Source organism: Pseudomonas sp. JQ36 (assembly GCF_053851495.1).
Map to the genome: position 1 here is coordinate 1357943 of NZ_CM132642.1, position 22590 is coordinate 1380532.

A 22590-nucleotide genomic window follows, 5' to 3' on the forward strand; every position below is an offset into this window, starting at 1 on the left:
CCGCTCATGTTGAAGAAAGCAGGTATGACCCTGGCCGTGCTCGGCGCGCTGGTGACTTCGTTCGGCGCGCAGGCACTGGAGCCGTTGCGGGTGGCCGCTGACCCGGTGCCCCACGCGCAGATTCTCGCGTACATCCAGACAATCGATCCGCAACTCAAGCTCAAGGTCATCGAGATTCCCAACGGCGTGAACTCCAACGAGCTGTTGGTGCATGGCGATGTCGATGCCAATTACTTCCAGCATCTGCCGTACCTGAAATCCCAAGAGCAAGCGCTGGGGCAGAAACTCGCGGTGGCCGCCACGGTGCATATCGAGCCGTTGGGCATCTATTCGCGCCGACACAAAAGCTTCGCCGACTTGCCGGAAAAAGGCACCGTCGCCGTGCCCAACAACGTCACCAACCTGAGCCGTGCGCTGTACCTGTTGCAGGACAACGGGTTGATCAAACTCAAGCCCGGCTTCAAGGATCCGGCAGCCGATCAGGCCACACCCAAGGACATCGCCGAAAACCCGAAACAGCTGAAGATCCTTGAAATCGAATCGCCGCAAATCCCTCGGGCACTGGACGATGTCGACTTTGCGGTGATCAACGGCAACTACGCACTGGAGGCCGGACTGGTGCCCACCCACGATGCGCTGGGGCTGGAAAAGGCCGAGCACAATCCGTACGCCAACATTCTGGTGACCACGCCGACACTGCAGAACGATCCGCGCATTGCGCAACTGGCCAAGGACCTGACCTCGCCGCAAGTGGCGAAGTACATCAGCGATAACTTCAAGGGCTCGGTGATTCCGGTGGAGGATGGCAAGCCATGATCGTCGTCGAGCAGTTGCGCAAGACCTACCCGACTGCGTCGGCACCGGCACTGGATCAGGTGTCGCTGAGTATTCCCGACGGCGCGATCTACGGCATTCTCGGGCGGAGCGGGGCAGGCAAGTCGACCCTGTTGCGCTGTCTCAATCTGCTCGAACGCCCAGACAGCGGGCAAATTCTCATCGACGGCGTGGACTTGCTGACCCTGTCGCCCAGCGACCTGCGCCGCCAGCGGCAGCGCATCGGCATGATTTTCCAGGGTTTCAATCTGCTGCATTCGCGCACCGTGTTCGACAACATCGCCGTGCCGCTGGAAATCGCCAACGTTGGCAAACCGTGGCGCCATGTGCGGGTGCGCGAACTGCTGGAACTGGTTGGTTTGACGGACAAGGCGCAAGCCTTTCCCTCGCAGTTGTCCGGTGGGCAAAAGCAGCGGGTGGGGATTGCCCGCGCCCTGGCCGCCGAGCCTGCGTATCTGCTGTCGGACGAAGCCACCAGTGCACTGGACCCGGAAACCACCGCGTCGATTCTTGACCTGCTGCGCGACATTAACCGGCAACTGGGTGTGACCATAGTGCTGATCACCCATGAGCTGGAGGTGGTCAAGTCGATCTGCGATCACGCGGCGTACATGGCGGACGGGCGTCTGGTGGAGGCCGGCCCGGTGCCGCGTTTGCTCGCCGATGCGCAATCGAATCTCGGCACTTCGTTGCGTCCGACCTGCGGCCTGCCGCTGGGCCACGACATCCCCGGGCTCAGCTTCCTCAAGCAATACGGCGTGCGGGCGGCCCAATCATGAACCGCACGATCAACTGGGATGAATTCCTGCAACTGCTGTTCAACGCCACTGGCGAAACCCTGTACATGGTCTTGCTCGCCGGGCTGTTCACGCTGCTGATCGGTTTGCCGCTGGGGGTGTTGCTGTTTGTCAGTCGGCGCGATGGACTGTGGCCGCTGCCACGCCTCAATGCCGCGCTGGGTTCGCTGGTCAATCTGGGGCGTTCGCTGCCGTTTGTGGTGATGCTGATTGCGCTGATTCCGCTGACCCGACTGGTGGTCGGCACGACGTTGGGCAGCACCGCTGCGGTGGTGCCGATCACCATCGGCGCGTTTCCGTTTTTTGCACGGATCGTCGAGAACGCCCTGGATGAAGTCGACAAGGGCCGGATCGAAGCGATCCTCGCCATGGGCGGCGATATCCGTCATGTGATTTTCAAAGTGCTGCTGCCCGAAGCGCTGCCCGCGCTGCTGGCGGGGATCACTTTGACGCTGGTGATGCTGATCGGTTTCTCCTCGATGGCCGGCGTGATTGGCGGTGGCGGCCTCGGTGATCTGGCGATCCGTTATGGCTATCAGCGTTTCAACAATGAAGTGATGGTCGCCACCGTGGTGGTGCTGGTCATTCTGGTGCAGGGTGTGCAGAGCCTGGGCGACCGGCTGGTGCGTTCGCTGGCCCATCGACGTTAAGGAAATTTATGAGTGTAGCGGTGCCCGCCAGGCCGCCGAGAACACTGTGGGAGCGGGCTTGCTCGCGAAAGCGCTGTGTCAATCGCCGGAGATTTTGCCTGTGCCGACGTCTTCGCGAGCAAGCTCGCTCCCACAGTGGATTTTTGCCAGCCAGCGAGCCAGTGGTTGCCACGAAATCCTGTGGGAGCTGGCCTGCCAGCGATGAGGCCAGGTCAGCCAGCACAATGTCTGGGCTGATATCCATTGTAAGGATCACCGCTAACCCCTGTGGGAGCGGGCTTGCTCGCGAAAGCGCTGTGTCAGTCACCGGAGATTTTGCCTGTGCCGGCGTCTTCGCGAGCAAGCCCGCTCCCACAGTGGATTTTTGCCAGCCAGCGATCCAGTGGTTGCCACGAAATCCTGTGGGAGCTGGCCTGCCAGCGATGAGGCCAGGTCAGCCAGCACAATGTCTGGGCTGATATCCATTGTAAGGATCACCGCTAACCCGTGTGGGAGCGGGCTTGCTCGCGAAAGCGCTGTGTCAGTCGCCGGAGATTTTGCCTGTGCCGGCGTCTTCGCGAGCAAGCCCGCTCCCACAGTGGATTTTTGTCAGCTAGCGATCCAGTGGTTGCCACGAAATCCTGTGGGAGCTGGCCTGCCAGCGATGAGGCCAGGTCAGCCAGCACAATGCCCAGGCTGATATCCATTGTATGGATCACTGCTAACCCCTGTGGGAGCGGGCTTGCTCGCGAAAGCGCTGTGTCAGTCGCCGGAGATTTTGCCTGTGCTGACGTCTTCGCGAGCAAGCCCGCTCCCACAGTGGATTTTTGCCAGCCAGCGATCCAGTGGTTGCCACGAAATCCTGTGGGAGCTGGCCTGCCAGCGATGAGGCCAGGTCAGCCAGCACAATGACCAGGCTGATAGCCATTGTATGGATCACCACTAACCCGTGTGGGAGCGGGCTTGCGCGCGAAAGCGCTGTGTCAGTCACCGGAGATTTTGCCTGTGCCGACGTCTTCGCGAGCAAGCCCGCTCCCACAGTGGATTTTTGCCAGCCAGCGATCCAGTGGTTGCCACGAAATCCTGTGGGAGCTGGCCTGCCAGCGATGAGGCCAGGTCAGCCAGCACAATGCCCAGGCTGATAACCATTGTAAGGATCACCGCTAACCCGTGTGGGAGCGGGCTTGCTCGCGAAAGCGCTGTGTCAATCGCCGGAGATTTTGCCTGTGCCGGTGTCTTCGCGAGCAAGCCCGCTCCCACAGTGGATTTTTGCCAGCCAGCGATCCAGTGGTTGCCACGAAATCCTGTGGGAGCTGGCCTGCCAGCGATGAGGCCAGGTCAGCCAGCACAATGTCTGGGCTGATATCCATTGTAAGGATCACCGCTAACCCGTGTGGGAGCGGGCTTGCTCGCGAAAGCGCTGTGTCAGTCGCCGGAGATTTTGCCTGTGCTGACGTCTTCGCGAGCAAGCCCGCTCCCACAGGGGGGGCTGTTACGGGGCGGCGGCTGGTTTCGCCAGCGCAATCCCCGCATCCCCCAGCCGCTTGAGTATCTCGAACAGCAGATCACTCTTGGTCCCGCCGACAATCCGCGGGCTGCCGACGTAGCCCGTCACAGTCAAGGTGATGCCATCGGGTGACAGCTTGCTGAAGCGCACGTACGACGCCGGTTTGTCGAGGATGTTTTCGTTTTCGCGGTAGGTGTTCAGCAACAGTTCCTTGACCTGTTCGGGGTCGATGTCCAGCGGGAACATCAGCTCCAGGCTCGCCACCCCTTGGGCGCTGCCGCCGAGGGTGACGTTGCGCAGGTTTTGCGAGATCAGTTGCGAGTTGGGCACGATCACGATGGAGCGGTCGCTGAGCTGGATTTCCGTGGCGCGCACGTTGATCCGGCGGATATCGCCTTCGACGCCGCTGATACTGATCAGGTCGCCGACCTTCACCGGCCGTTCTGTGAGCAGGATCAGCCCGGAGACGAAGTTTTTGACGATCTCCTGCAAACCGAAACCGATCCCCACCGACAGAGCACTGACGATCCATGCCAGATTGGTCCAGCGCACGCCCAGCGACGACAAGGTCAGGAGGATGACGGTGGCATAACCGATGTTGGAAAACAGCGTGCTCAACGACGCGCACATGCCCGGGTCCATGTCGGTCTTGGGCAGGAATTCGTTGTCGAGCCAGCGGCGCAGGGCGCGGATCAGGTAGATGCCGATCAGCAGCGCCAGTACCGCATTGATCAGATGCGCCGGGACGATGTTCAGCTTGCGCAACCCGGCGCCGCCGAGAATGCCCATGACATTGGTGGTCAGTTGCCCGAACGTGGTGCCGATGCCGCCGACGAACAGGGTGATCACCGCCAGCAACAGCAACCCGGCACGGCTGGCACCGGACAGCACAATCGATATCTGCTCCAGCCGCCGGTCGCCCATGCCCAGGGTCTGCTTGATGGTCTTGCCGGCGGAGTAGCGCGGCGAGAACAGGTATTCGCAGGCATCCTTGACCACTTGATTCAGCAAATAGAACCCGGCCAACACGATATAGGCCCATACCAACTCATAGGTGACAAAGCGGGCCAGCGACACGTAGCCGGTGAGCAAGGCCAGCGCCGACACGCACATGCACACCGTGGCAATGCTGTAGATTGCCCCGGCAAACGTGCTGCCGGCCTCCGGGTCATTGGCGGTGAGCAACGCCTTGCGCACTTTACCGACGCGCAACAGCAGCGGCACCAGAATCACGATCACCACGATGGCGATCACCCCGCGCTGGGCGATCACGATCTGGCCGCTCATGCCGGTGGCATTGCTGACCTGCACCAGGGTCACCAATACCAGCAGGGTGGCGGCGAGAATCCGTGGATAGGGTTGAAGCGCCAGTGCCACCGAGTCGGCAATCGCCGGCAGCCGCCACGATGGATGCTGGGTCGACAGCAGTGCGCGGCTCAGCGCGGTGATCAGGACGCAGGCGTAAACGGCTTTTTCGAACTCCTCGGAAAAAGTCTGCAGCATGGGCGTCAGTGGTTCGTGGCGGGTGCCGGCATAGAACAGCAGATGCAGAGCGATGGCCGTGGTGCCCAGGGTCGCCAGCGCCGAAGCGAATGCCAGCGCGCTGCGGCGCAGGCGCCCCTCCGGCATGCGGTGGATGCACAGCCAGGTCAACCCGCGCTCGGCGAGCCGGCGGCCGACCGTCCAGAAAGCCAGCGCCAGCAGCACCAGCACGCAGGTGAAAAAACGCTGCCCGGGTGCCCAGACCGTGGCCCAGGTGACGCTGACCTGATCGATGAAAAACTTCAGGCGCTGACGGTCATCCGGCTCCGGCACCACCAACGGCGACCAGAAGGCCGGACTCAAAATGCTGTCGGTACGCAGCGTCAGTTCGCTTTCGAGCAGCGTGCGGCGAATGCCGGCGATTTGCGTGATCAGCTCGGCGGCGCTTTGTTTGAGCGCGGCAAGGCTTTTGAGCGTGGCATCGACCTTGTTTTTCTGCTCGTTGAGATGCGCCCGTTGTGCGGCGATTTCCGCCTGTTCGGCGGCAATCTGCGTATCCGGCGCCGCGCCGAGAACCCCCAACTGCACTGCCAGTTGCGCCTGCTGCGGCAACAACGACGCCGACAACCGATCGACATCGAGAATGAACGTCTGTACCCGGTCCTGCGGGCCTTCGAGCTGGTTGTAGTTATTGGCAGCGGAAATCTGCTGCTTCAACCCGTCGAGGCGCAGTTGCAGCGCTTGCAGATCACTTTGCGAAACCTCCACCAGTGGCGCCGGAGTCGTCGCCGAAGACGCCGGCAAATCCGCCGCCCACAACGCCGAACTGCTCGGAGCGAGCAGGAGCAGCGCGATAAAAAACAATGACTTCAATGTGTTGCGCATGAGAGGGGCCGGTTCTTGTAGATCACACAAGCTATGAGGTTAGGTGATCGAACCGGGCGCGGCGGAAAATTTCAGGGCCCGTGGCGGTGCCCTGGCTGGCGGCGTCCTCGGCGCATTTCTTGCCAACTTGTTCGAACTGCAGAGAGCGTGGCATTGAATGTCCTTATACGTTGAATCAGGAAAGGTCTTTTACGCGGATGGATTCGGATCACGGCAGCTGGTTGTCAGGTGCCTGGTTCTGGTCGCTGTCCACGACATTTCGATATGCGTTTCCGTCGCGCCAGTCTGGCGAAAGCCCAGCCGTTCATAGAGCTTCTGCGCCAAAGTGTTCGTACGAAAAGCGCCCAATTGCAACGGCACTTGACGTGCGGCAGCTTCCAGCTGGAGGTTCTTCAGAATGCGCGAGCCAATGCCCTTGCCTTGGTATTCGGGCGAAATAGCGATGTTCTGAATATGGATTTGATCTTCCTTATCCAGAATCTGCACGTATCCAACAATCCCGCCGTCTTGTTCAATAACCGAAGTGGCTGCGCATGCGAATTCCGCTGCGAAATTTGCGCGTTGCCAACTCTCATTCCAGCCCCATATTTTCTCGATGTGTTCGCGCAAGACTGCTCGATGCAAGTCGAAGAGGGCTGTCAGATCGCTATCGGTGGCGGGGCGTACCGTCATGCTGATCTCCGATTTGTGCTTTTGGATTGGTGAGGCTAGTGGCTGCAACAATAAACGGCAATTCGGATCGATATGCCCCGCAGCATCTGATTGCCCCAAGTACGTCGAATGACGAAGACAGTTGCGCGGCGTGGAAGCGCAGGGTGGTCTGTCGATAAAGCGGCCCGGGGGAGAACGGCGCCAGCGCGGCCAGTGTTTTCAGCAGGAGCGAGGTGATTGGGCTTTCAGTACCCAGGCTGCCAAATGCCCGTCGATGTCGGATGGTAATGTACCCATGACAATTTTTTGATTGTGATGAGCGGCAGATTTTACGATGAGTCATCGCCCATTTAGAGACTCACCATGCACATCGCCATCCTGACCTTTGAAGGCTTCAACGAACTCGATTCGCTTATCGCGTTCAGCATTCTCAACCGGGTGAAACAGCCCGATTGGCGCGTGTCGATCGCCAGCCCGACGGAAAAAGTGCGTTCGATGAATGGCCTGGTGATCGAGGCTCAGGTGTCATTGGAGGAGGCGAGCGACGCGGACGCGGTGTTGGTGGGCAGCGGAAGTCTGACCCGGGATATCGTGGCGGATACCGAACTGATGGCGCGGCTGCGGCTCGATCCGCAGCGCCAGCTCTTGGGCGCCCAGTGCTCGGGTACGCTGATCCTGGCAAAACTCGGCCTGCTTGAAGATGTACCGGCCTGTACCGATCTGATCACCAAGCCCTGGGTGGAGGAGGCCGGCGTGGCAGTGCTCAATCAGCCGTTCATGGCCAAGGGCAATGTCGCCACCGCTGGCGGTTGCCTGTCCTCACAATATATGGCGGCCTGGTTCATTGCCCGCCTGGCCGGTGTGGAGGCTACCCGCAACGCGTTTCATTATGTGACGCCCGTTGGCGAGAAAGAGCTCTACATCGATCGGGCGATCGCGAACATCGAGGCGTATCTGTAAAGCACGTTTAATTGAGGCCTGATGCAGCGAATCAGCTCTCGCTGGTCTCAACCGGTTCTGCCGCCGCTTCGGCAGCCAGTTTCGCGCGGTCAGCCTTGCTGATGTACTTAGGCTTTTTCGGCGCCAGTTTGGCGCTGGCCTTTTTGGCCTTTTCCTTGAACAACTGCTGCAGTTTCTTTTGGCGGTTCATGTTTCTACTCAATTTGAAAGTACGGTGATGAGGATGGCAGCCTGAGCACTAAGCCCGAGGCTCGAGGCTCGAGATAAGGCTTCACGGCGTCCTCAAGAATGTCCACCAGCTCGGGATCCATGAAGCGATAGTCATCTGGAATATTCAGCGTGTGGATCGGCTTGTGCTCAAGTAATCGGGCGTATTCGGCTTGCAGGCGATTGAGGTGCTTGCGTTCCATGACAAAGATGACATCGGCCCAGCGGATATCCGCCGGGCCGATGGGTTTGCGTGCGTTGGGGCTGGTGCCTGCCGAGCGGGCTTCGAACCCGGGCCGACGGCGCCAGATCGCTTCCGCCGTCGGACTGCGCCATTGGTTGCGGCTGCAAACGAACAGGAGATTGGTCACACTTGATCCAGCAATTGGCGGGTGGTGCGGATGGGATAGCTCATGCCCAGTTGACGTGCCCTGGCCAGTTTGTCGGCACGGGTATACATCAGCTTCCAGTTCTTTTGCGGTTTGAACTTCAGCGGATCAGCCGCTTTGCCGTTGCCGCGTTTACGGGCCTGATGACGTCTCCAGGCGCGGGTTCTTTCCATGCTTCATTTCCTCGTGAGTACCGGGTTCAGCAGCCGCGGTAATACGAGTTGTGGGTATGGTAAGCGTGAATCGACGCAGTGGCTAGGTGGTTGAGCCGTTGAAGCCTTGCCTCTGCAGCCACTGGTCACACCAACGCAGTAAGGCGCTTGCCCGGATTTGAAATAGCCACTGATGCCCGCTAGAGTCGCGCCCCTTGTCCGGCAGCAGCGCCGGCGATGGCTGGGGAAGAGGGCGGCAGTTGAACGAACACACATTGTCCATGCGACTGGAACGCGTCGCGGCGCATGTACCGGCCGGCGCGCGCTTGGCGGATATCGGCTCGGATCACGGCTATCTGCCGGTGGCGCTGATGCGCCGTGGCGCCATCGTTGCGGCGGTGGCCGGCGAGGTGGCGTTGACGCCGTTCCATGCCGCGGTGCGCACGGTGCGCGACAACGATCTGCAGCAGCACATCAGCGTGCGTCTGGCCAGTGGTCTGGCGGCGATCGAACCTGATGACGGAATCACCGCGATCAGCCTCTGCGGCATGGGCGGCGAGACGATTCGCGACATCCTCGACAGTGACAAGGCGCGCTTGAGCGGGCACGAACGGCTGATCCTGCAACCCAACGGCGGCGAGCAACCCCTGCGCCAATGGCTGATGGACAACGGCTACCGCATCCTCGACGAGGAAGTGCTGCAGGAAAACCGTTTCTTCTACGAAATCATCGTCGCCGAGCGCGGCGGGCCGGTGCGCTACAGCGCCGAACAGCTGTACTTCGGCCCGTTGCTGATGCAAGCACGCAGTCCGGCATTCCTCGTCAAATGGCAACGTTCTTTAAGGCAGCAACAGAAAACCCTGAACAGCTTCAAACAGGCGCGCCAGGCTGTGCCCGAGGAAAAGCTGGAAGAGGTCGCGCGGCAGGTGCAGTGGATTACTGAGTTGCTGGCGTGATGGATGTTGCGGTCAATCTGCCGATAAACGCAGCGATCTGCCGGTTACCTCGCAAGTGCACCACGGGAACGTCCGGACCGATGGCCTGACGTACCTTTTCAATTCCCGGCCGGTAGCCGCGATCAAACGTCCAGACGAATTTCAGAAAGCCGAGGAACGCGCGGTCAAGTTTCTCTTCACAGCCTATCGGTTGATCAGGGCGAGGGCGGTTCATCACACTGCGCAAGATCACTCGGGTGAAACAGGTGAGGCGCGGGGTATCGAGCCAGATGATCAGATCAGCGCGAGGCAGGCGCAGATCGAAGGTTCGCCGCGCGTAGTTGCCTTCGCAAATCCATGCATCTGCTGCAACCGCTTCGCTGACCCGAAGGCGGAATTGCTCGGCGTCCGGCTCGACCCAACCTGGTTCCCAGAACAAAGGATCGAGGTGAACCACCGGCAGGTTCAGGCGCTGCCCAAGGGTGCGGGCGAGGGTGGATTTGCCGCTACCGGCGTTGCCCAGAATCACAATCCGTTGCATGGAGACTTCCTGTCGAAAAAAGCCGGCCATTGTGCAGGTTCCGAGGCGGTCAATCAAAGGTGATGGCGGATTGTTGGCTACCGGCGCGTCGATTGGCCGTCAATCCCTTTAGGTTTACAGTCAGCTTCAATATCAACACTTTTGCGGAGTGGAAAATGAGAATCGGTGAACTGGCGAAAATCAGCGGGTTGACGCCTTCTCGCATCCGCTTCTACGAAGCGAGCGGGTTGATCACTTCGGTCGCGCGCAAAGCCAATGGCTATCGCGATTACGCCCCCGAGACACAGTGGGTATTGCAGATCATCACTGGCGCGCAGGCGGCGGGTTTCTCACTGGAGGAAATCCGTCAGTTGATGCCGATGAATGCCAGCGGCTGGCAGCACGACCAGTTGCTCAGTGGGTTGAAGCAAAAGGTCGAAGAAATCGAAGTCCTGCAGCAACGGCTGGCGCAGAACAAAGCGCAACTTCAGCTCGTCATCCAGGGCATTGAAGGCAAACCCGTGGGAGTGGCTTGCGCGGACAATGCGCAAATGCTGATAAATCGACTGCGCGAACAAGGTGTGGTGGGCGCTGCAGAGCGTCGCGATGTGGCGCGTTGAAGCGCGAATCAGCTAAAAAGGCTATTGACCTTAAAGTTGACTTCAATCTTATGGTGGCCTCATCTCCAGTTGAGGACTGCCCCATGAACGTGTTCGACCCCCTGACCTTACCCAACGGTTCGACCATCAAGAACCGCATCGCCAAAGCCGCCATGGAAGAAAACATGGCGGACGCCGAGCAGGCGCCCTCCGCAGAGCTGATGCGTCTGTATCAGGCGTGGGCCGACGGTGGTGCCGGGCTGATCATCACCGGCAATGTGATGGTCGACGGCCGCGCCATGACCGGGCCGGGCGGCGTGGTGCTGCAGGACGATCTGCAACTCGACAAGTTCAAGCGCTGGGCGCGGATTGGCCGTTCTGCCGGTGCGCAGTTCTGGTTGCAGATCAATCATCCGGGCCGCCAGATGCAGTCCAACCTCGGGCAGAAAACCTGGGCGCCATCAGCGGTGCCGCTGGAGCTGGGCAAACTGTCCAAGCGTTTCGCCACACCCCACGCGATGACCGCCAGTGTGATCGAGGACGTCATTCAGCGTTTTGCCAATACCGCACGCCTGGGTGAACAGGCCGGGTTCACTGGGGTGGAAATCCACGCCGCTCACGGCTATCTGTTGAGCCAGTTTCTCTCGCCTCTGACCAATCAAAGGACGGACGAGTGGGGCGGCTCTCTGCAGAACCGCGCGCGATTGTTGGTCGAGATCGTCAAGGCCGTCAGGGCAGTGGTTTCCGCGCATTTTGCGGTGGCGGTGAAGCTCAATTCCGCCGATTTCCAGCGCGGCGGATTCACCGCCGATGACGCGAAAAAGGTGGTTGAGCTGCTCAACGAATTGGGCGTAGATCTGGTGGAACTGTCCGGCGGCAGCTACGAAGCTCCCGCCATGCAAGGTGAGGCGCGCGATGGTCGCACCCTGGCTCGCGAAGCCTATTTCGTCGAATTTGCCCGGGATCTTCAGACCGTTGCCAAAATGCCAGTGATGGTCACCGGCGGCATCCGTCGTCGTCCGGTTGCCGAAAGCGTCGTGCAGAGTGGTGTGGACATGGTCGGCATCGGTACCGCGTTGGCCATCGATCCGTACCTGCCGCGTGACTGGCAGCAGGGCAAGGACAACGCCCCGCAGTTGCCGCCGATTACCTGGAAAAACAAGGCAATTGCGGCCTTGGCGAACATGGCGGTGGTGAAGTTTCAGCTGGGTAAACTCAGCCGGGCGAAAAAGCCTGATCCGAGTGTGTCACCGTTGCGCGCGCTAATTTTGCAGCAGATCGCCATGGCGTTTCGCACCCGGCAATATCGGCGCTGGGTGGAAAAGCGTTCGGCGTGAGTCGGAAGGCATTTCAATCGTGACGTTGGCGGACTCTCTGACGAGAGTCCGGCATCGCCCAGTCGAAAATGGCCGCGACATCAAACTTTGCGCATGACCTCCCCATGGCATTTGCTGTTCGGCAAACTGCCTCGACTCGCCCGCAACGCGACCCAGACAATAAAAAGCCAAGCTGCACCGCAAAAGATTCAATGGTTGGCAGCGTCGCTCAGTTGTTGAAGCTCAAGTTGCCTGGCAGCACTCGCTTCGAGGGCCGCACGCTCTACATCCAGATATCGATGAATGCTTTGGAGGTTGGCAATTTTCTGTTTGATTTCGGCCATCTTCTTTTCAATCAGCTTCGCGCCGTCAGCACAATCGATCAGCTTGTTGCGCTGCGCATCGAGAATCTCGCCTATTTCCCCCAAAGAAAACCCCATGCTTTGGGCGCGCTGGATAAAGTCCAGATCCTGCAGGGTTTGCTCGGTATAGACGCGATAGTTGTTGGTTTGCCGCAGCGGGGAGATCAGGCCGATTTGCTCGTAGTAACGCAACGTATGACGGCTGGCGCCACTGCGGATTTCGAGTTCGCCGATTTTCATGAAAACACCGCTTGACTGTAGAGTTGGGTCGATACTTTACGCTTGATTTCTCACCTTCAACAAGGAACAGGGAAATGAGCGTGGAGTGTTTTGTCACAGGGGGTACTGGCTTCATCGGTCAACATTTGCTGGCGAACCTGAGTGCAAAAGGTCACACCCTTCGGGTGTTGATGCGTCGCCCGGAGCGGCTGGCTGCGTTACGCGAGCAAGTTGATAATCTGGGCGGGTGCGCGGCACGGGTATTTGCCGTCGCTGGCGATCTGGAACAGGACAATCTCGGGCTGAGTCTGGCTGACCAGCAAGTGCTGAGGCGCGCCAGCGTCGTATTCCACTTGGGCGCCCACTTCGCATGGGGGCTTTCAGTTGAGCACTCGCGCGCGGTGAATGTGCAGGGGGCAAAGCGTGTGGCGCTGTTGGCGGCTGAGCAAAAGAGCCGTTTAGTGATGATCGGCGGCTACATGCTGAACAATCATGAACATCTGCAACGCATCGGCATTGATCCTCGTCATCCGGAGTTGACGAACTGGCCCGCCGTCTACCGGCGTGTCGGTGGTTACGAGGCAAGCAAACTGGAGGCGCATTTTGCGACTCTGGAAGTCATGTCGGCCAAGGGCGGGGAGATGACTGTTGTGCACCCTGCGACGGTCTGTGGCCACAGCCGCACGGGGCATATCCTTGACGGTCAGCCGCTGGTGGCGCTGATACGCAACCTGGTGCAGGGCAAGATGACTGCAGTGCCCGGTACCGCCGAGCACTGGCTGCCACTGGTCACCGTGGATTATCTGGTCGAGCTGGTGGCCGCTTGTGCTTTTGATCCTGCCATGGTGGGCGAGGAACTGCTGGCGCTTGATGATCAGACTCCAAACTTGCGAGAACTCCTGGCGCAGGTGGCTAAACCTTTGGGCTTGAAGTCCCCGAAGCATCACGTTTCACTCCGATTGCTGAAGTGGCTACTGAGTATTCCCCCGGTCGCGTGGTTTTTGAATACCAGACCCGAAGCCTTGGACTTTATCCAGACCACTCGTTTTAACACTGCGGCAGTCGAGCAATTTGCCAACAGGCATGGAATCGCCAAACCGGATATACGTCAGGCGTTGCAGCACACGGCAACATTCGTTAACGCGTATTGCATAGCCAAGGGCAGGGCGCTCTGACGTTCAGCTCTATCTCGGTCGACGACAATTGGTCAGCATGGCGGGCAGTTATAGCTGACGCGTAACGATTAAAATCGAACACCCTTGCTTCACCTTGCCAATTGATGGCCAGGTTGACGGTGCCCGCGGTAAAGCGGGCACCGTTTCCTATATGGAAAAAAGGCTTACACGCCGGCTTACCAGTTGTAACTCACTTTGGCGGTAATCTCCCGACCCGGGTTGTAGAAGTTCGCTGTGCCGGAACCGACCACATGCTGCTCATCCAGCAGGTTGCTGACATTCACTGCAAGGTCGGTACCCTTGGCGATCTTGTAGTTGAAGGCGGCGTCGAACAGTGTGGTGCCATCGCTTTTGCCGGAGTTGGCTGCATCGAAGTAATAAGAGCCGACGTAGCGCGCACCCAAGCCAACGCTGACATCAGTGCCGGGTACGTCGTAATAACTCCAGAGCGAAGCGGAATGCTTGGGCGCCGTGGAGAACTCATTACCCTTCAGAGAACTGCCGTCGTACAGCGAACCGCGCAATACCTCGGACTCCATATAGGAATAGCCACCGATCAGGCTGAGGTTCTGCGTCACCTGCGCCTTGGCCTCCAGGTCGAGGCCGCGCGCCCGCGACTCGCCCACTGTCTGTTGCTCAATGATGCCGCTCGGCAGCACCACGGCGATGGTGACGTTTTCTTGGGTCAGGTCGTAAACGGCTGCGGAGAACAGTGCGTCCATCCCCATCGGCGCATACTTCACGCCGATCTCGTACTGCCTGCCCGTCTGCGGTGTCACCCCAACCTGCGGTGGCGAGACGGATTCCACCATGCTCACATAGGTGGACACCTCGTCGTTGACGATATAGGTCAACGCACCTCGGTAGGAGGTTTCGGAGAAGTTGTCCTTCTCAGTGGATTGCAAGCCTTTGCTGGTCAGGTCCATCGAGTCGTTGCGCACACCGCCGGTAACGATGAAACGCTCATAGAACGACAGATTCTGTTGGAGGAATACGGCCTTGGTGGTCGCGTCTCGCTTGTTGACGGCATACGGCGTGATTGAGCGTGAAACGCCAGTAAACACGGGATTGGCAATGTCAATCGAGGTCGTCGGGGCGTAGACCGAGCTTTCCCTGGTGGTCGAATCGAGGTACTCCACGCCCACCAGGCTGCTGCTGTCGATGTTCTCGAAGCGGGCATCGTATTGCAGCATCAGATTGCCGTTGAACTGGTCGGCTTCGGTGTCCGTGCCAAACTGATACCGGTCAACGGTAGTACCGACACGTGCGGCGCTGTCGCTGAGGTAAACGTAGCCGAAATCATCGGTCAACTTGCTGTAACGCAGGTTGCTGCGCAGCACGAAGCCGTTGTCGAAGTCATGGGTGATGTTACCGCTGAGGCTGGTGCGCTCGACATCGTGAAAGTTATAGCTGGGTTCGCCATAGAACTTGCTGCGGTCGTATTCCTTGTCCAGCGGATAGCCACCACTGTTTGGCGAACTTTCGGTCTTGAGATAGTCCAGAATCATCGTCGCCGACGTGTAATCCGTTGGTGCCCAAGTGAGGCCACCCATAAACAACTGGTTGTCGTCCTGCGAGTGATCGTACTCGCGGTCGCTGTTTTGGCCTTTGGCAGTAAAGCGCCCAGCCAGGGTTTTCTCGTCGTTCAGCGCATCTCCGACATCGATGCCTGTCTCGACATGGTTAAACGAACCGTAGGTCACGTAGCCTTGGCCAAACTGCTCGAAACGCGGCTGTTTGGTCACGAAGTTCACCGAACCGCCCGGATCCGCGGGGCCAAACAGCGTGGAGTTGGCGCCACGCAGAATCTCGATGCGCTCATAAGCGAATGGATCTTCGCGTACGCCGCGCATCGAACTCAGGGTCAAGCCGTCGCGGTAGGTGGTGGCCTGGAAGCCGCGGATCTGGAAATAGTCGTTGCGGTCATCCGTACCGTAGAAGTCACTGATCACGCCCGGCGTGTATTGCAGCGCCTCTTCCGTGGTGCTGACGCTGCGTTGCTGCATTTCCTTGTTGGTAACAACCGACACCGATGCCGGTGTATTGAGAATGCTGGTTGCCACCTTGCCGCCCACCCAAAGTTCCTTGGCGACCACCGAGTTGGCATCGTCGTCGGCACTGACCCTGACCTTGGCATTGATGATCAGGGGGGCAAGGCGATAGTCCTCGACGTCCGTTGCGTCGAGCTCCAGCGGGCCGGCGGTCTTTGCTTGAGGGACCAGCAGGTACGCATTCGGGTCTTGCTGTTCGATCTGCAACTCGCTCCCCTGCAACAACGATGACAGCGCTGCCGACGTATCGAGCGTGCCATTCACGCCAGCAGTGGTGCGGTTCGCGACACTCGACGCGTCGAAGGAAAGACTGATGCCAGCCTCGCGCGCAAAGCGGTCAAGCGCCGGCGCCAGTGGGCCCGCAGCGACGTTCCACTGTTTGACTTGATTGCGCGGGGCAGCGCTTGATGTTTGCGCCAGCGACGGCAATGCGTAGCTGCTGACGATCACACCCAAAATCGCACCGTGCAAGGCACGATTTAGTGGATGGCGCTGTGAAACCGGGGACGAACTCATTTTCTCGCTCCAAGAAAGGACATCGGCAGACTGGCCTGTATTCCGGCCTTCCTTAGAGGTCGAACGAGAATGAGAAACCACCTCATTAATTTTCAGATAGCAAAAAGTTTTGATTTACTCAGGTGGCAGCGGTCACGGTGACCCAATAACGGGTCCGGTAATCTAAGTGCAAGTGCAGTGACTGCGCGATCAATGCCAGAACCTGATCGTTGTCTGCGAGCTGGAAGGTGCCGGAAACGCGACGATCAGCGACCTCTTCGGCGCAACGCAATACCCCGGGGCGATAACGCGACAACTCCACGATGAAATCATAGAGGCGCATATTGCGCGCACTGATCACCCCGTCACCCCAGCTCCATAGATCAAGGCCCATGTCACTGAACGTTCGAACGCCACTGGTTGTGAGCAGCAGCTGATTTCCTGCCTCGACGCTGCGGCTCGCAGGCGTTTGACTGGAGCCGGGGAACAGCGTGACTGATCCTTCCTGAGCCGCGACAAGGGTGCCATCGTCACGTTCGCGCGCCAGAAAGCGGGAACTCTGAGCGCGCATGATCCCGTCACGTGATTGCACCCAGAACGGCCGTGCTTGAGGCGAGTGTTGATCCGCGCCGACATTCACGATGATTTCACCACGTCGCAGGATGATCAGGCGTCGCCGGGCGTCGAAATCGCTGTCGACCGCGCTATCGCTATTGAGCTGGATACGGCTGCCATCATTGAGCTGGAAACTTCGTTGCTCGCCGGTGCTGCTGCGCTGCTGCGCAAGCATGGCTGGTACGGGTGTGTAGTCTCGGCCGAGCCAGGCTGCAGTGCCAACAGCAGCAAATATGCCCAGTAGCTTCAGGCTTTCCCGCCGCCGGATTCCATGATTGGTGCCATTAAGGGTTTGTCGGGCCAGTTGAGGTGGCACGCCGGCGAATTCATCCCCAAGCGTTTCCACACGCTGCCACGCCAACGCATGCTCTGGGCGCTGCTGCAGCCAGTGCTCAAAAGTGTGCTGTGTTTGTTCATCGGCTTGATTGAAGCGAAGGCGCACCAGCCATTGAATCGCCTGCTCAACGATGGCCGGATCCAGCGCCTGCGGCTCACGCCTCGACATAACGCAAGCGATAGCAGTGCTGCAGAGCCGTGGCAAGGTCGCGTTCCACGGTCGCGCGGGAAACACCCAGCTTTTCGGCTATTTGCGCGCACGTCAGACCGTCGAGTCGGGCAAACAAAAACGCCTGACGAACTCTTGGTTTAAGCATACCGAGCATGCGGTCTATGCGCTCGAGCGCATCAAGAATCATCAGCCGGCTTTCCTCCGAGGGAACCTCGTGTTGAGGCAGCAACATGACGCTTTCCAGGTAGGCGCGTTCGAGTTCACGACGACGATACTGATCAATCATCAGCCCGCGGGCGATACTGCTCAAATAGGCGCGTGGTTCGCGCAAGGGGCTGGACTGACGGGATTTGAGCAGTCGCACGAAGGTGTCCTGCGCCAGATCTGCTGCGTTATCGCGACATCCAGTGCGTCGGATCAGCCAGCCGTGTAACCACGAGTGGTGGGTGCGATAGAGCAGCCCTAGATCTGCAGTGCCTAGTGTTTCATCGCTGCGCATCGGAATCCCGGCAAGTACACAATTGATAATTAATCGCATTCTACTCAGGGGATAGGTCTTAGGCAAATACGTGGCGCTCAGTGTTCGCTCTTGGGCAAACGTCATCATTCTGTAGAGGCTGCGAGTGGACGCGCGCAATGAATGGGCTTGACTGCCGCGCAGCCTCGGACGCGCGGCAGGAGCTTGTTTCGATACTCAGGAACTATCGCGAGACTCGCGTTGTTTCTACAACGCAAACGTCGTCCCACGAGTGTTCACAAACAGCGAGTAGATCGAGTGACTACTGGCCATGAACAGGCGATTGCCTTCGCGCCCGCCGAAGCACAAGTTCGGGCAGCGCTCTGGCAGGGAAATGTGCCCGATGGCCTTGCCCTGCGAATTGAAAACACGCACGCCGTCGAGTTTTTCCAGGTCGGCCTTGGGATCACCATTGCCGCCCCAGCCGCACCACAGGTTGCCCGCTTCGTCGCATTTGATGCCGTCAATCGCGGCATAGTCCAACCCCTCAATGTGCTTGCGGCGTTCGCCCAGGGTGCCGTCGTCCTTCACCGCGATCGCCCAGATCAGGCGATTGGGCTTGGCGCGACCTTCGACGACATACAGGGTCTTTTCATCGGGAGAAAAGCACAGGCCGTTGGGGCCGTTGAGGTCGTCGATTACCCGAGTGACTTTTTGGCTCTCGCCGTCGATGCGGTACACCGCGTGGGGTTGGGTCGGGGTGACTTTGTGGCCTTCGTAGTTATTGCTGGTCTGGAATGGCGGGTCGGTGAACCAGATCGAGCCGTCACTTTTGCAGACGATGTCGTTGGGCGAGTTGAAGGGCTTGCCGTCGAAACTGTCGGCCAGCACGGTGATCGTGCCATTGTGTTCGGTGCGCGTGATGCGGCGGCCTTCGCTTGTGGTCGTGGAGCCTTCGCAAACGATCAGACGCCCTTGGCGATCCCGGCACATGCCGTTGGAAAAGTTTGAGTGTTCGCGGTACACGGTGAAGGTGTCGGTTATTTCGTCCCAGCGCATGATGCGATTATTGGGGATGTCGCTGACTAACAAATAGCGGCCATCACCGACCCACACCGGCCCTTCGGCCCAGCGCATGCCGGTGGCGAGTTTTTCCACACTGGCGTTGAAAACCCGTAGCTCAAGGAAGCTGTCGTCGAGGATGTGAATCAGTGGGTCAGGGTAGCGTTGACTCAAGGGTTCGGCGGCATCGGAGAAGCGGGGTAGTGCGGCGCTGCCGACGGTGGCGAGCGTGGCGGAAACAGCGAGAGATTTTTTCAGGAAACTGCGGCGGGTATTGCCTTTCGCTTGGTCAAGGCTTTCAGGCTTGGCGGACAGGAATGAATCCATGTAGCGATCTCCGTGGTTTTATTTTTGTTGAGGAGACGTAGTAATACCTTGTGATAAGACATCGTACAAGTCGGCATGCCATCGCCAGCGCTGCATTTTATCGCGGGAGAGTTGCTCAAGCCGGTGATTGGAATCGATCTGGCCGACACGGCGCTAACGCGGTCGCAAAGCCCCCCGACGATCTCCTCGGCCACCAGTCGTCCTACGACTGCCGCCAGTGTCACGCCCGGATGCATGACGCAAACATAGGCACCGCTGAGGTTCGGCAGATAGCCAATGACTGGAATGCCATCGACCGGCATCGGTCTCAGGCCGACGCACGCCAGTTGCGGCTCTATGGATAGCACCCTGTGCAGCGCGTGCTGGATGGCGTTGGCCGTTCTCTGCGCGATGGCTTGCGCACTGTTTTGCGGCGCTTCATCTATATAGTCTTCCGCAGCGAGCAGATTACCGTCGGCGTCGTGCCTGATTTCCATGTCAGGGCTGGAGATGATCGTGTTCACTCGCTGCGGTTGGGTTTGGTAACGGATGAATATTGCGGGTGAGGCGTCGATGGGCAGGGTGACGTTCAGTTGATCTGCCAACAGCGGGGTCGCAGTTCCCGCTGCCAGCACGACAACGTCGGCGTCGTGCTTGCCGGTCGCAGTGACCACGCCAGTGACGGTGCGGTCCAGAATCTGCCAACCGAGCACTGGCGTATGGGTGAGGAGAGTCGCTCCATGCACCTGCGCACCCGCAATCAAGGCCCGCGTTGCCTGCACGGCATCCAGCGCGCCTTCTTCGGCGGCAAAGAACGCTCGTTCTGGAGGATGTTTGAGGTTGGGTTCAAGCTCGAGAATCTGCGCGCTATATATAGAAGGCGCTTGAAACCGGCCATCGCCGTAAGACAGCGCACCGGTCCAGCGCACCTTCAGCCCCGGCAGTTCGGATTCAAGTCGGCGGTATTCTGCGATGGCCGCTGCGCGCAGCGGCGCAACGGAGTCGTGACCGCCGTGCGAAGTGTTGATCCAGGCAAATGAGCAGCCCGTCACACCGGAGGCAATCTCACCGGCCTCGATCACAACCACTTTTGCACCTTTTGCGGCGAGGTGATACGCCAGTGACGCGCCGACGATTCCCGCGCCGATGACGATGATTCGTTTACTCATATCAACCTCCGTTGTCGAGGCGCTGACGTTACTACATCGCGGCCCTTTGGCGCAGGCTTGCCTGGCCCGGTGATATCAGGGAAGCTGCGCCGAACCCGGTTATGGGCAGAGTTGAATCGTTCAGGGAAGCGTTGATGGCAGTCAGGGTGTTGGTGGTTGGCGGGTATGGAAACTTTGGCAGTATCGTTTGTCGGCATCTGATCGACATGCCGGGCATCGAACTGGCGATCTCGGGGCGCGATCCGCAGAAGCTGGGGCGCAAGGTCGCTGAATTGGGGGCGAGCTGCGAAAGCTGGTGTGGTGATGCGATGGGCGCCGGTTTCACCGCTGCTCTGCGCGCAATGAATATTCAACTGGTGATTCACACGGGCGGCCCGTTTCAGGGGCAATCCTATGCGGTGGCCGAAAGCTGCGTCGAGGCGGGCGTCAACTATTGCGATCTGGCGGACTGCCGGACGTTCGTCAATGGCATCGGCATACTCGATGCCCGAGCGAAAGAGGCCGGTGTCGCCATCCTCAGTGGTTGCAGTTCGGTGCCGACGCTGTCGTCGGCGATCATCGATGAGCAGCGCTATCGCTTCAAACGCATCGATTCGATCGAACACGGCATTTCCTCGTCAGCGAAAATGCCGGGATTGTCGACGATCGAGGGTGTGCTGGCGTATGCGGGCAAACCGATCCGCCAGTTGCGCAATGGTCAAGTGCATGAGGTGATGGGCTGGGAAGACCTGACCCTGCGCAAGCTGCAGAACCTGGGCACTCGCGCGCTGGCCAATGTTGATGTACCGGACATGGACATCTTTGCCAGCCGCTTTGGTGCGCACACGCTGAGTTTCAAGGCAGGCGCTGGCCTCAAGCTCGGCGGCGTGGCCAATTATCTGTTTGCACTGGCGATGAGGAAAGGGCTGGTGCGTGACCACAGGGTGTGGGCGGCCCGGTTGCATCGGTGGGGGACATGGTTTGAGCGTTTCGGTGATGGCAAAAGTGCAATGTATATAGATGTGCGGGGTGTCGGCTTAAACGACCAGCCGTTGTCGATGATGGCGCAACTGACCGCGCTGAATGACAAGGGGCCGGAGATTCCTAGTTGTGCTGCCGTCGCTCTGGCCGCGAAGATCGCCCGAGGTTACTTGCCCGAACCGGGGGCTCGTCCATGTGTTGGTGAGATCAGCGTCGACGAATACATGGCAGCGATCAACGATCCGCAGAATCTTGGCCTGTCCGTGATTTTCTCTGGCGGGATGCGTTGAGCATGCTTTATCTGAGCGTGAAGTACTTGCATGTCATCGCTGCGATTTTCCTCTTCGGCTTCGGCATGGGTTCCTATCTATACCTGATCGCCGCCAGTCGCACGGCCAATCCGCAAGTGATTGCGCATGTGGCGAAAATGGTCGTGCGCTATGACGCCTGGATCACCACGCCGGCGGGCTTCATCCAGATCGCGACGGGTTATTGGCTGACAAGGCTTTCCGGGTTGCCCTTGACCACGGACTGGGTGCTGATGTCGCTGATCCTGCTCTTTATAGTGGGCTCGCTTTGGCTGCCGGTGCTGTTACTGCAGAAACGTTTGCAAGGGATGGCGGCGGGCGCGGTGCAATGTGGTTCAGGGACTGATGCTGATTACCGGGCTGTTTATCAGCAGTGGTTCTGGATGGGCGTTTGCGGGTTTCTCGGGATGTTTGTGATTGTCTTGATGATGGTTACGAAGATGACGCCGGGGCAGTGGCTGCAGTTGATGTTGTAGGTGAGCAGTCACACTGGCGACTTGAGAAAGCGTCGTTCGTGATCGGGGTCGGGTAACAGGCAGCTGTCGTACTTGCCGAAGATCCGATAGCGATTCAGTGCGACGCGGTCGTAGGCCCAATCTCTAAGTGCTCGTGGGAAAACTCGCAGAAGCCTGACCGGCGACCAACGAGCCGGCAGTTGTGCAATGACTTCGAAGAACGCATCGGAGCGCACCCAGTAATGCTCGTCGCGGATCACCGCCATAGTGTCGAATTCGTCCACCGGGAGACCGGCCCATGCCAGCAAGGCCTGACCTTCTGGCGATTGCACTGCCGCCAGGCGCACTCGCTGTTTGTTGTCGTGGCGAATCAGAAAACGCGCCCAGCCGTTGCATAGCTTGCAGACGCCGTCGAACAGCACCACGGTCTCGCCTGGATTGAGTAGGGGGGCGGGGGTAGGGCGGACTCGGGAGCCGGGCATGGGGGAAGATCCAGGAAGTTGGGCTGTCATTGTGAGGCATCATCGCAAATTGTTTCAGGCGATGGACCGTATGCTGCGCATCCGCTGACGGTGCGTCTATATA

General features: G+C 59.2%; 22 protein-coding genes and 1 pseudogene. 10 read left to right on the forward strand and 13 right to left on the reverse strand.

Going from position 1 to position 22590, the window contains the following annotated elements; genetic code table 11:
- The first annotated feature begins 6 nt into the window (after positions 1-6).
- From ACS4NR_RS05950 to ACS4NR_RS05960, 3 genes are read left to right on the forward strand one after another with little or no spacing between them, the layout of a single operon-like run.
- Complete coding sequence (locus tag ACS4NR_RS05950) at positions 7-816, forward strand: MetQ/NlpA family ABC transporter substrate-binding protein (RefSeq protein WP_456019367.1); 810 nt, start codon at positions 7-9, stop codon at positions 814-816.
- A complete protein-coding gene (locus ACS4NR_RS05955) occupies positions 813-1613 on the forward strand; it encodes a methionine ABC transporter ATP-binding protein (RefSeq protein ID WP_456019368.1) in 801 nt (266 codons plus the stop codon). Before ACS4NR_RS05950 ends, ACS4NR_RS05955 begins: the two co-directional genes overlap by 4 nt.
- On the forward strand, positions 1610-2281 hold the full coding sequence (locus ACS4NR_RS05960) for a methionine ABC transporter permease (RefSeq protein ID WP_456019369.1): 672 nt from the start codon (positions 1610-1612) through the stop codon (positions 2279-2281). The genes ACS4NR_RS05955 and ACS4NR_RS05960 overlap by 4 nt, the downstream gene beginning before the upstream one ends.
- A gap of 1471 nt (positions 2282-3752) precedes the next feature.
- On the opposite strand, the gene ACS4NR_RS05965 is transcribed toward ACS4NR_RS05960, so the two are convergent.
- Together ACS4NR_RS05965 and ACS4NR_RS05970 are read right to left on the reverse strand one after the other, a co-directional pair.
- Positions 3753-6134 carry a DUF3772 domain-containing protein gene (locus ACS4NR_RS05965; RefSeq protein WP_456019370.1) on the reverse strand — a complete coding sequence of 794 codons (2382 nt, stop codon included), beginning with the start codon at positions 6132-6134 and terminating at the stop codon, positions 3753-3755.
- 189 nt (positions 6135-6323) lie between these two features.
- Entirely contained in the window at positions 6324-6806 is a 483-nt protein-coding gene (locus ACS4NR_RS05970) for a GNAT family N-acetyltransferase (RefSeq protein ID WP_456019371.1), read from the reverse strand.
- A 342-nt stretch (positions 6807-7148) separates the two neighbouring features.
- Here ACS4NR_RS05970 and ACS4NR_RS05975 point away from each other — a divergent pair, with 342 nt between their 5' ends.
- A complete protein-coding gene (locus tag ACS4NR_RS05975) occupies positions 7149-7745 on the forward strand; it encodes a DJ-1/PfpI family protein (RefSeq protein ID WP_095140104.1) in 597 nt (198 codons plus the stop codon).
- A 31-nt stretch (positions 7746-7776) separates the two neighbouring features.
- Here ACS4NR_RS05975 and ACS4NR_RS05980 read toward each other — a convergent pair whose 3' ends face one another.
- Genes ACS4NR_RS05980 through ACS4NR_RS05990 form a run of 3 tightly spaced genes read right to left on the reverse strand, consistent with a single transcriptional unit; the run spans position 7777 to position 8514 of the window.
- The gene (locus ACS4NR_RS05980) at positions 7777-7935 is read right to left on the reverse strand and encodes a DUF2986 domain-containing protein (protein ID WP_456019372.1); all 159 of its coding nucleotides are present in this window, start codon (positions 7933-7935) and stop codon (positions 7777-7779) included.
- A 4-nt stretch (positions 7936-7939) separates the two neighbouring features.
- Positions 7940-8323 (reverse strand): low molecular weight protein tyrosine phosphatase family protein, encoded by a 384-nt coding sequence (locus ACS4NR_RS05985; RefSeq protein WP_456019373.1) that lies wholly within the window; start codon positions 8321-8323, stop codon positions 7940-7942.
- On the reverse strand, positions 8320-8514 hold the full coding sequence (locus tag ACS4NR_RS05990; RefSeq protein WP_183785205.1) for a hypothetical protein: 195 nt from the start codon (positions 8512-8514) through the stop codon (positions 8320-8322). Before ACS4NR_RS05990 ends, ACS4NR_RS05985 begins: the two co-directional genes overlap by 4 nt.
- Positions 8515-8753: 239 nt before the next feature.
- On the opposite strand from ACS4NR_RS05990, the gene ACS4NR_RS05995 reads away from it, so the two are divergent.
- Positions 8754-9449 carry a tRNA (adenine(22)-N(1))-methyltransferase gene (locus ACS4NR_RS05995; protein ID WP_456019374.1) on the forward strand — a complete coding sequence of 232 codons (696 nt, stop codon included), beginning with the start codon at positions 8754-8756 and terminating at the stop codon, positions 9447-9449.
- On the opposite strand, the gene ACS4NR_RS06000 is transcribed toward ACS4NR_RS05995, so the two are convergent.
- Positions 9430-9969, reverse strand: coding sequence for a P-loop NTPase family protein (locus ACS4NR_RS06000; RefSeq protein WP_095140107.1), 540 nt, complete (start codon positions 9967-9969; stop codon positions 9430-9432). The genes ACS4NR_RS05995 and ACS4NR_RS06000 overlap by 20 nt on opposite strands.
- A 155-nt stretch (positions 9970-10124) precedes the next feature.
- Here ACS4NR_RS06000 and ACS4NR_RS06005 point away from each other — a divergent pair, with 155 nt between their 5' ends.
- Both ACS4NR_RS06005 and ACS4NR_RS06010 read left to right on the forward strand, forming a co-directional pair.
- A complete protein-coding gene (locus ACS4NR_RS06005) occupies positions 10125-10568 on the forward strand; it encodes a MerR family transcriptional regulator (protein ID WP_456020358.1) in 444 nt (147 codons plus the stop codon).
- An 83-nt stretch (positions 10569-10651) separates the two neighbouring features.
- Positions 10652-11884: an NADH:flavin oxidoreductase/NADH oxidase family protein gene (locus ACS4NR_RS06010; RefSeq protein ID WP_456019375.1), complete on the forward strand. Its 1233-nt coding sequence runs from the start codon at positions 10652-10654 to the stop codon at positions 11882-11884.
- Between the two features lie 188 nt (positions 11885-12072).
- Here ACS4NR_RS06010 and ACS4NR_RS06015 read toward each other — a convergent pair whose 3' ends face one another.
- Positions 12073-12465 carry a MerR family transcriptional regulator gene (locus ACS4NR_RS06015; protein ID WP_095140111.1) on the reverse strand — a complete coding sequence of 131 codons (393 nt, stop codon included), beginning with the start codon at positions 12463-12465 and terminating at the stop codon, positions 12073-12075.
- Between the two features lie 74 nt (positions 12466-12539).
- On the opposite strand from ACS4NR_RS06015, the gene ACS4NR_RS06020 reads away from it, so the two are divergent.
- Positions 12540-13619, forward strand: a complete 1080-nt coding sequence (locus tag ACS4NR_RS06020) for an SDR family oxidoreductase (protein WP_456019376.1) — start codon at positions 12540-12542, stop codon at positions 13617-13619.
- Between the two features lie 176 nt (positions 13620-13795).
- Here the strand turns inward: ACS4NR_RS06020 and ACS4NR_RS06025 are convergent, their stop codons facing one another.
- The 5 genes and pseudogenes from ACS4NR_RS06025 to ACS4NR_RS06045 form a co-directional block, all read right to left on the reverse strand.
- Entirely contained in the window at positions 13796-16186 is a 2391-nt protein-coding gene (locus tag ACS4NR_RS06025) for a TonB-dependent siderophore receptor (protein WP_456019377.1), read from the reverse strand.
- Positions 16187-16304: 118 nt separating this feature from the next.
- Positions 16305-17285: a FecR domain-containing protein gene (locus ACS4NR_RS06030; RefSeq protein ID WP_456019378.1), complete on the reverse strand. Its 981-nt coding sequence runs from the start codon at positions 17283-17285 to the stop codon at positions 16305-16307.
- A complete protein-coding gene (locus ACS4NR_RS06035; protein ID WP_253151017.1) occupies positions 17272-17787 on the reverse strand; it encodes a sigma-70 family RNA polymerase sigma factor in 516 nt (171 codons plus the stop codon). Before ACS4NR_RS06035 ends, ACS4NR_RS06030 begins: the two co-directional genes overlap by 14 nt.
- A 225-nt stretch (positions 17788-18012) precedes the next feature.
- Complete coding sequence (locus ACS4NR_RS06040) at positions 18013-19134, reverse strand: SMP-30/gluconolactonase/LRE family protein (RefSeq protein WP_456019379.1); 1122 nt, start codon at positions 19132-19134, stop codon at positions 18013-18015.
- Between the two features lie 115 nt (positions 19135-19249).
- Positions 19250-20282: pseudogene (locus tag ACS4NR_RS06045) on the reverse strand (NAD(P)/FAD-dependent oxidoreductase).
- 134 nt (positions 20283-20416) lie between these two features.
- Here ACS4NR_RS06045 and ACS4NR_RS06050 point away from each other — a divergent pair.
- Positions 20417-21532 (forward strand): saccharopine dehydrogenase family protein, encoded by a 1116-nt coding sequence (locus tag ACS4NR_RS06050; RefSeq protein ID WP_456019380.1) that lies wholly within the window; start codon positions 20417-20419, stop codon positions 21530-21532.
- Between the two features lie 2 nt (positions 21533-21534).
- Positions 21535-22026: a DUF2269 family protein gene (locus tag ACS4NR_RS06055; RefSeq protein WP_456019381.1), complete on the forward strand. Its 492-nt coding sequence runs from the start codon at positions 21535-21537 to the stop codon at positions 22024-22026.
- Positions 22027-22034: 8 nt separating this feature from the next.
- On the opposite strand, the gene ACS4NR_RS06060 is transcribed toward ACS4NR_RS06055, so the two are convergent.
- Entirely contained in the window at positions 22035-22487 is a 453-nt protein-coding gene (locus ACS4NR_RS06060; protein ID WP_456019382.1) for a thiol-disulfide oxidoreductase DCC family protein, read from the reverse strand.
- Positions 22488-22590 lie beyond the last annotated feature (103 nt).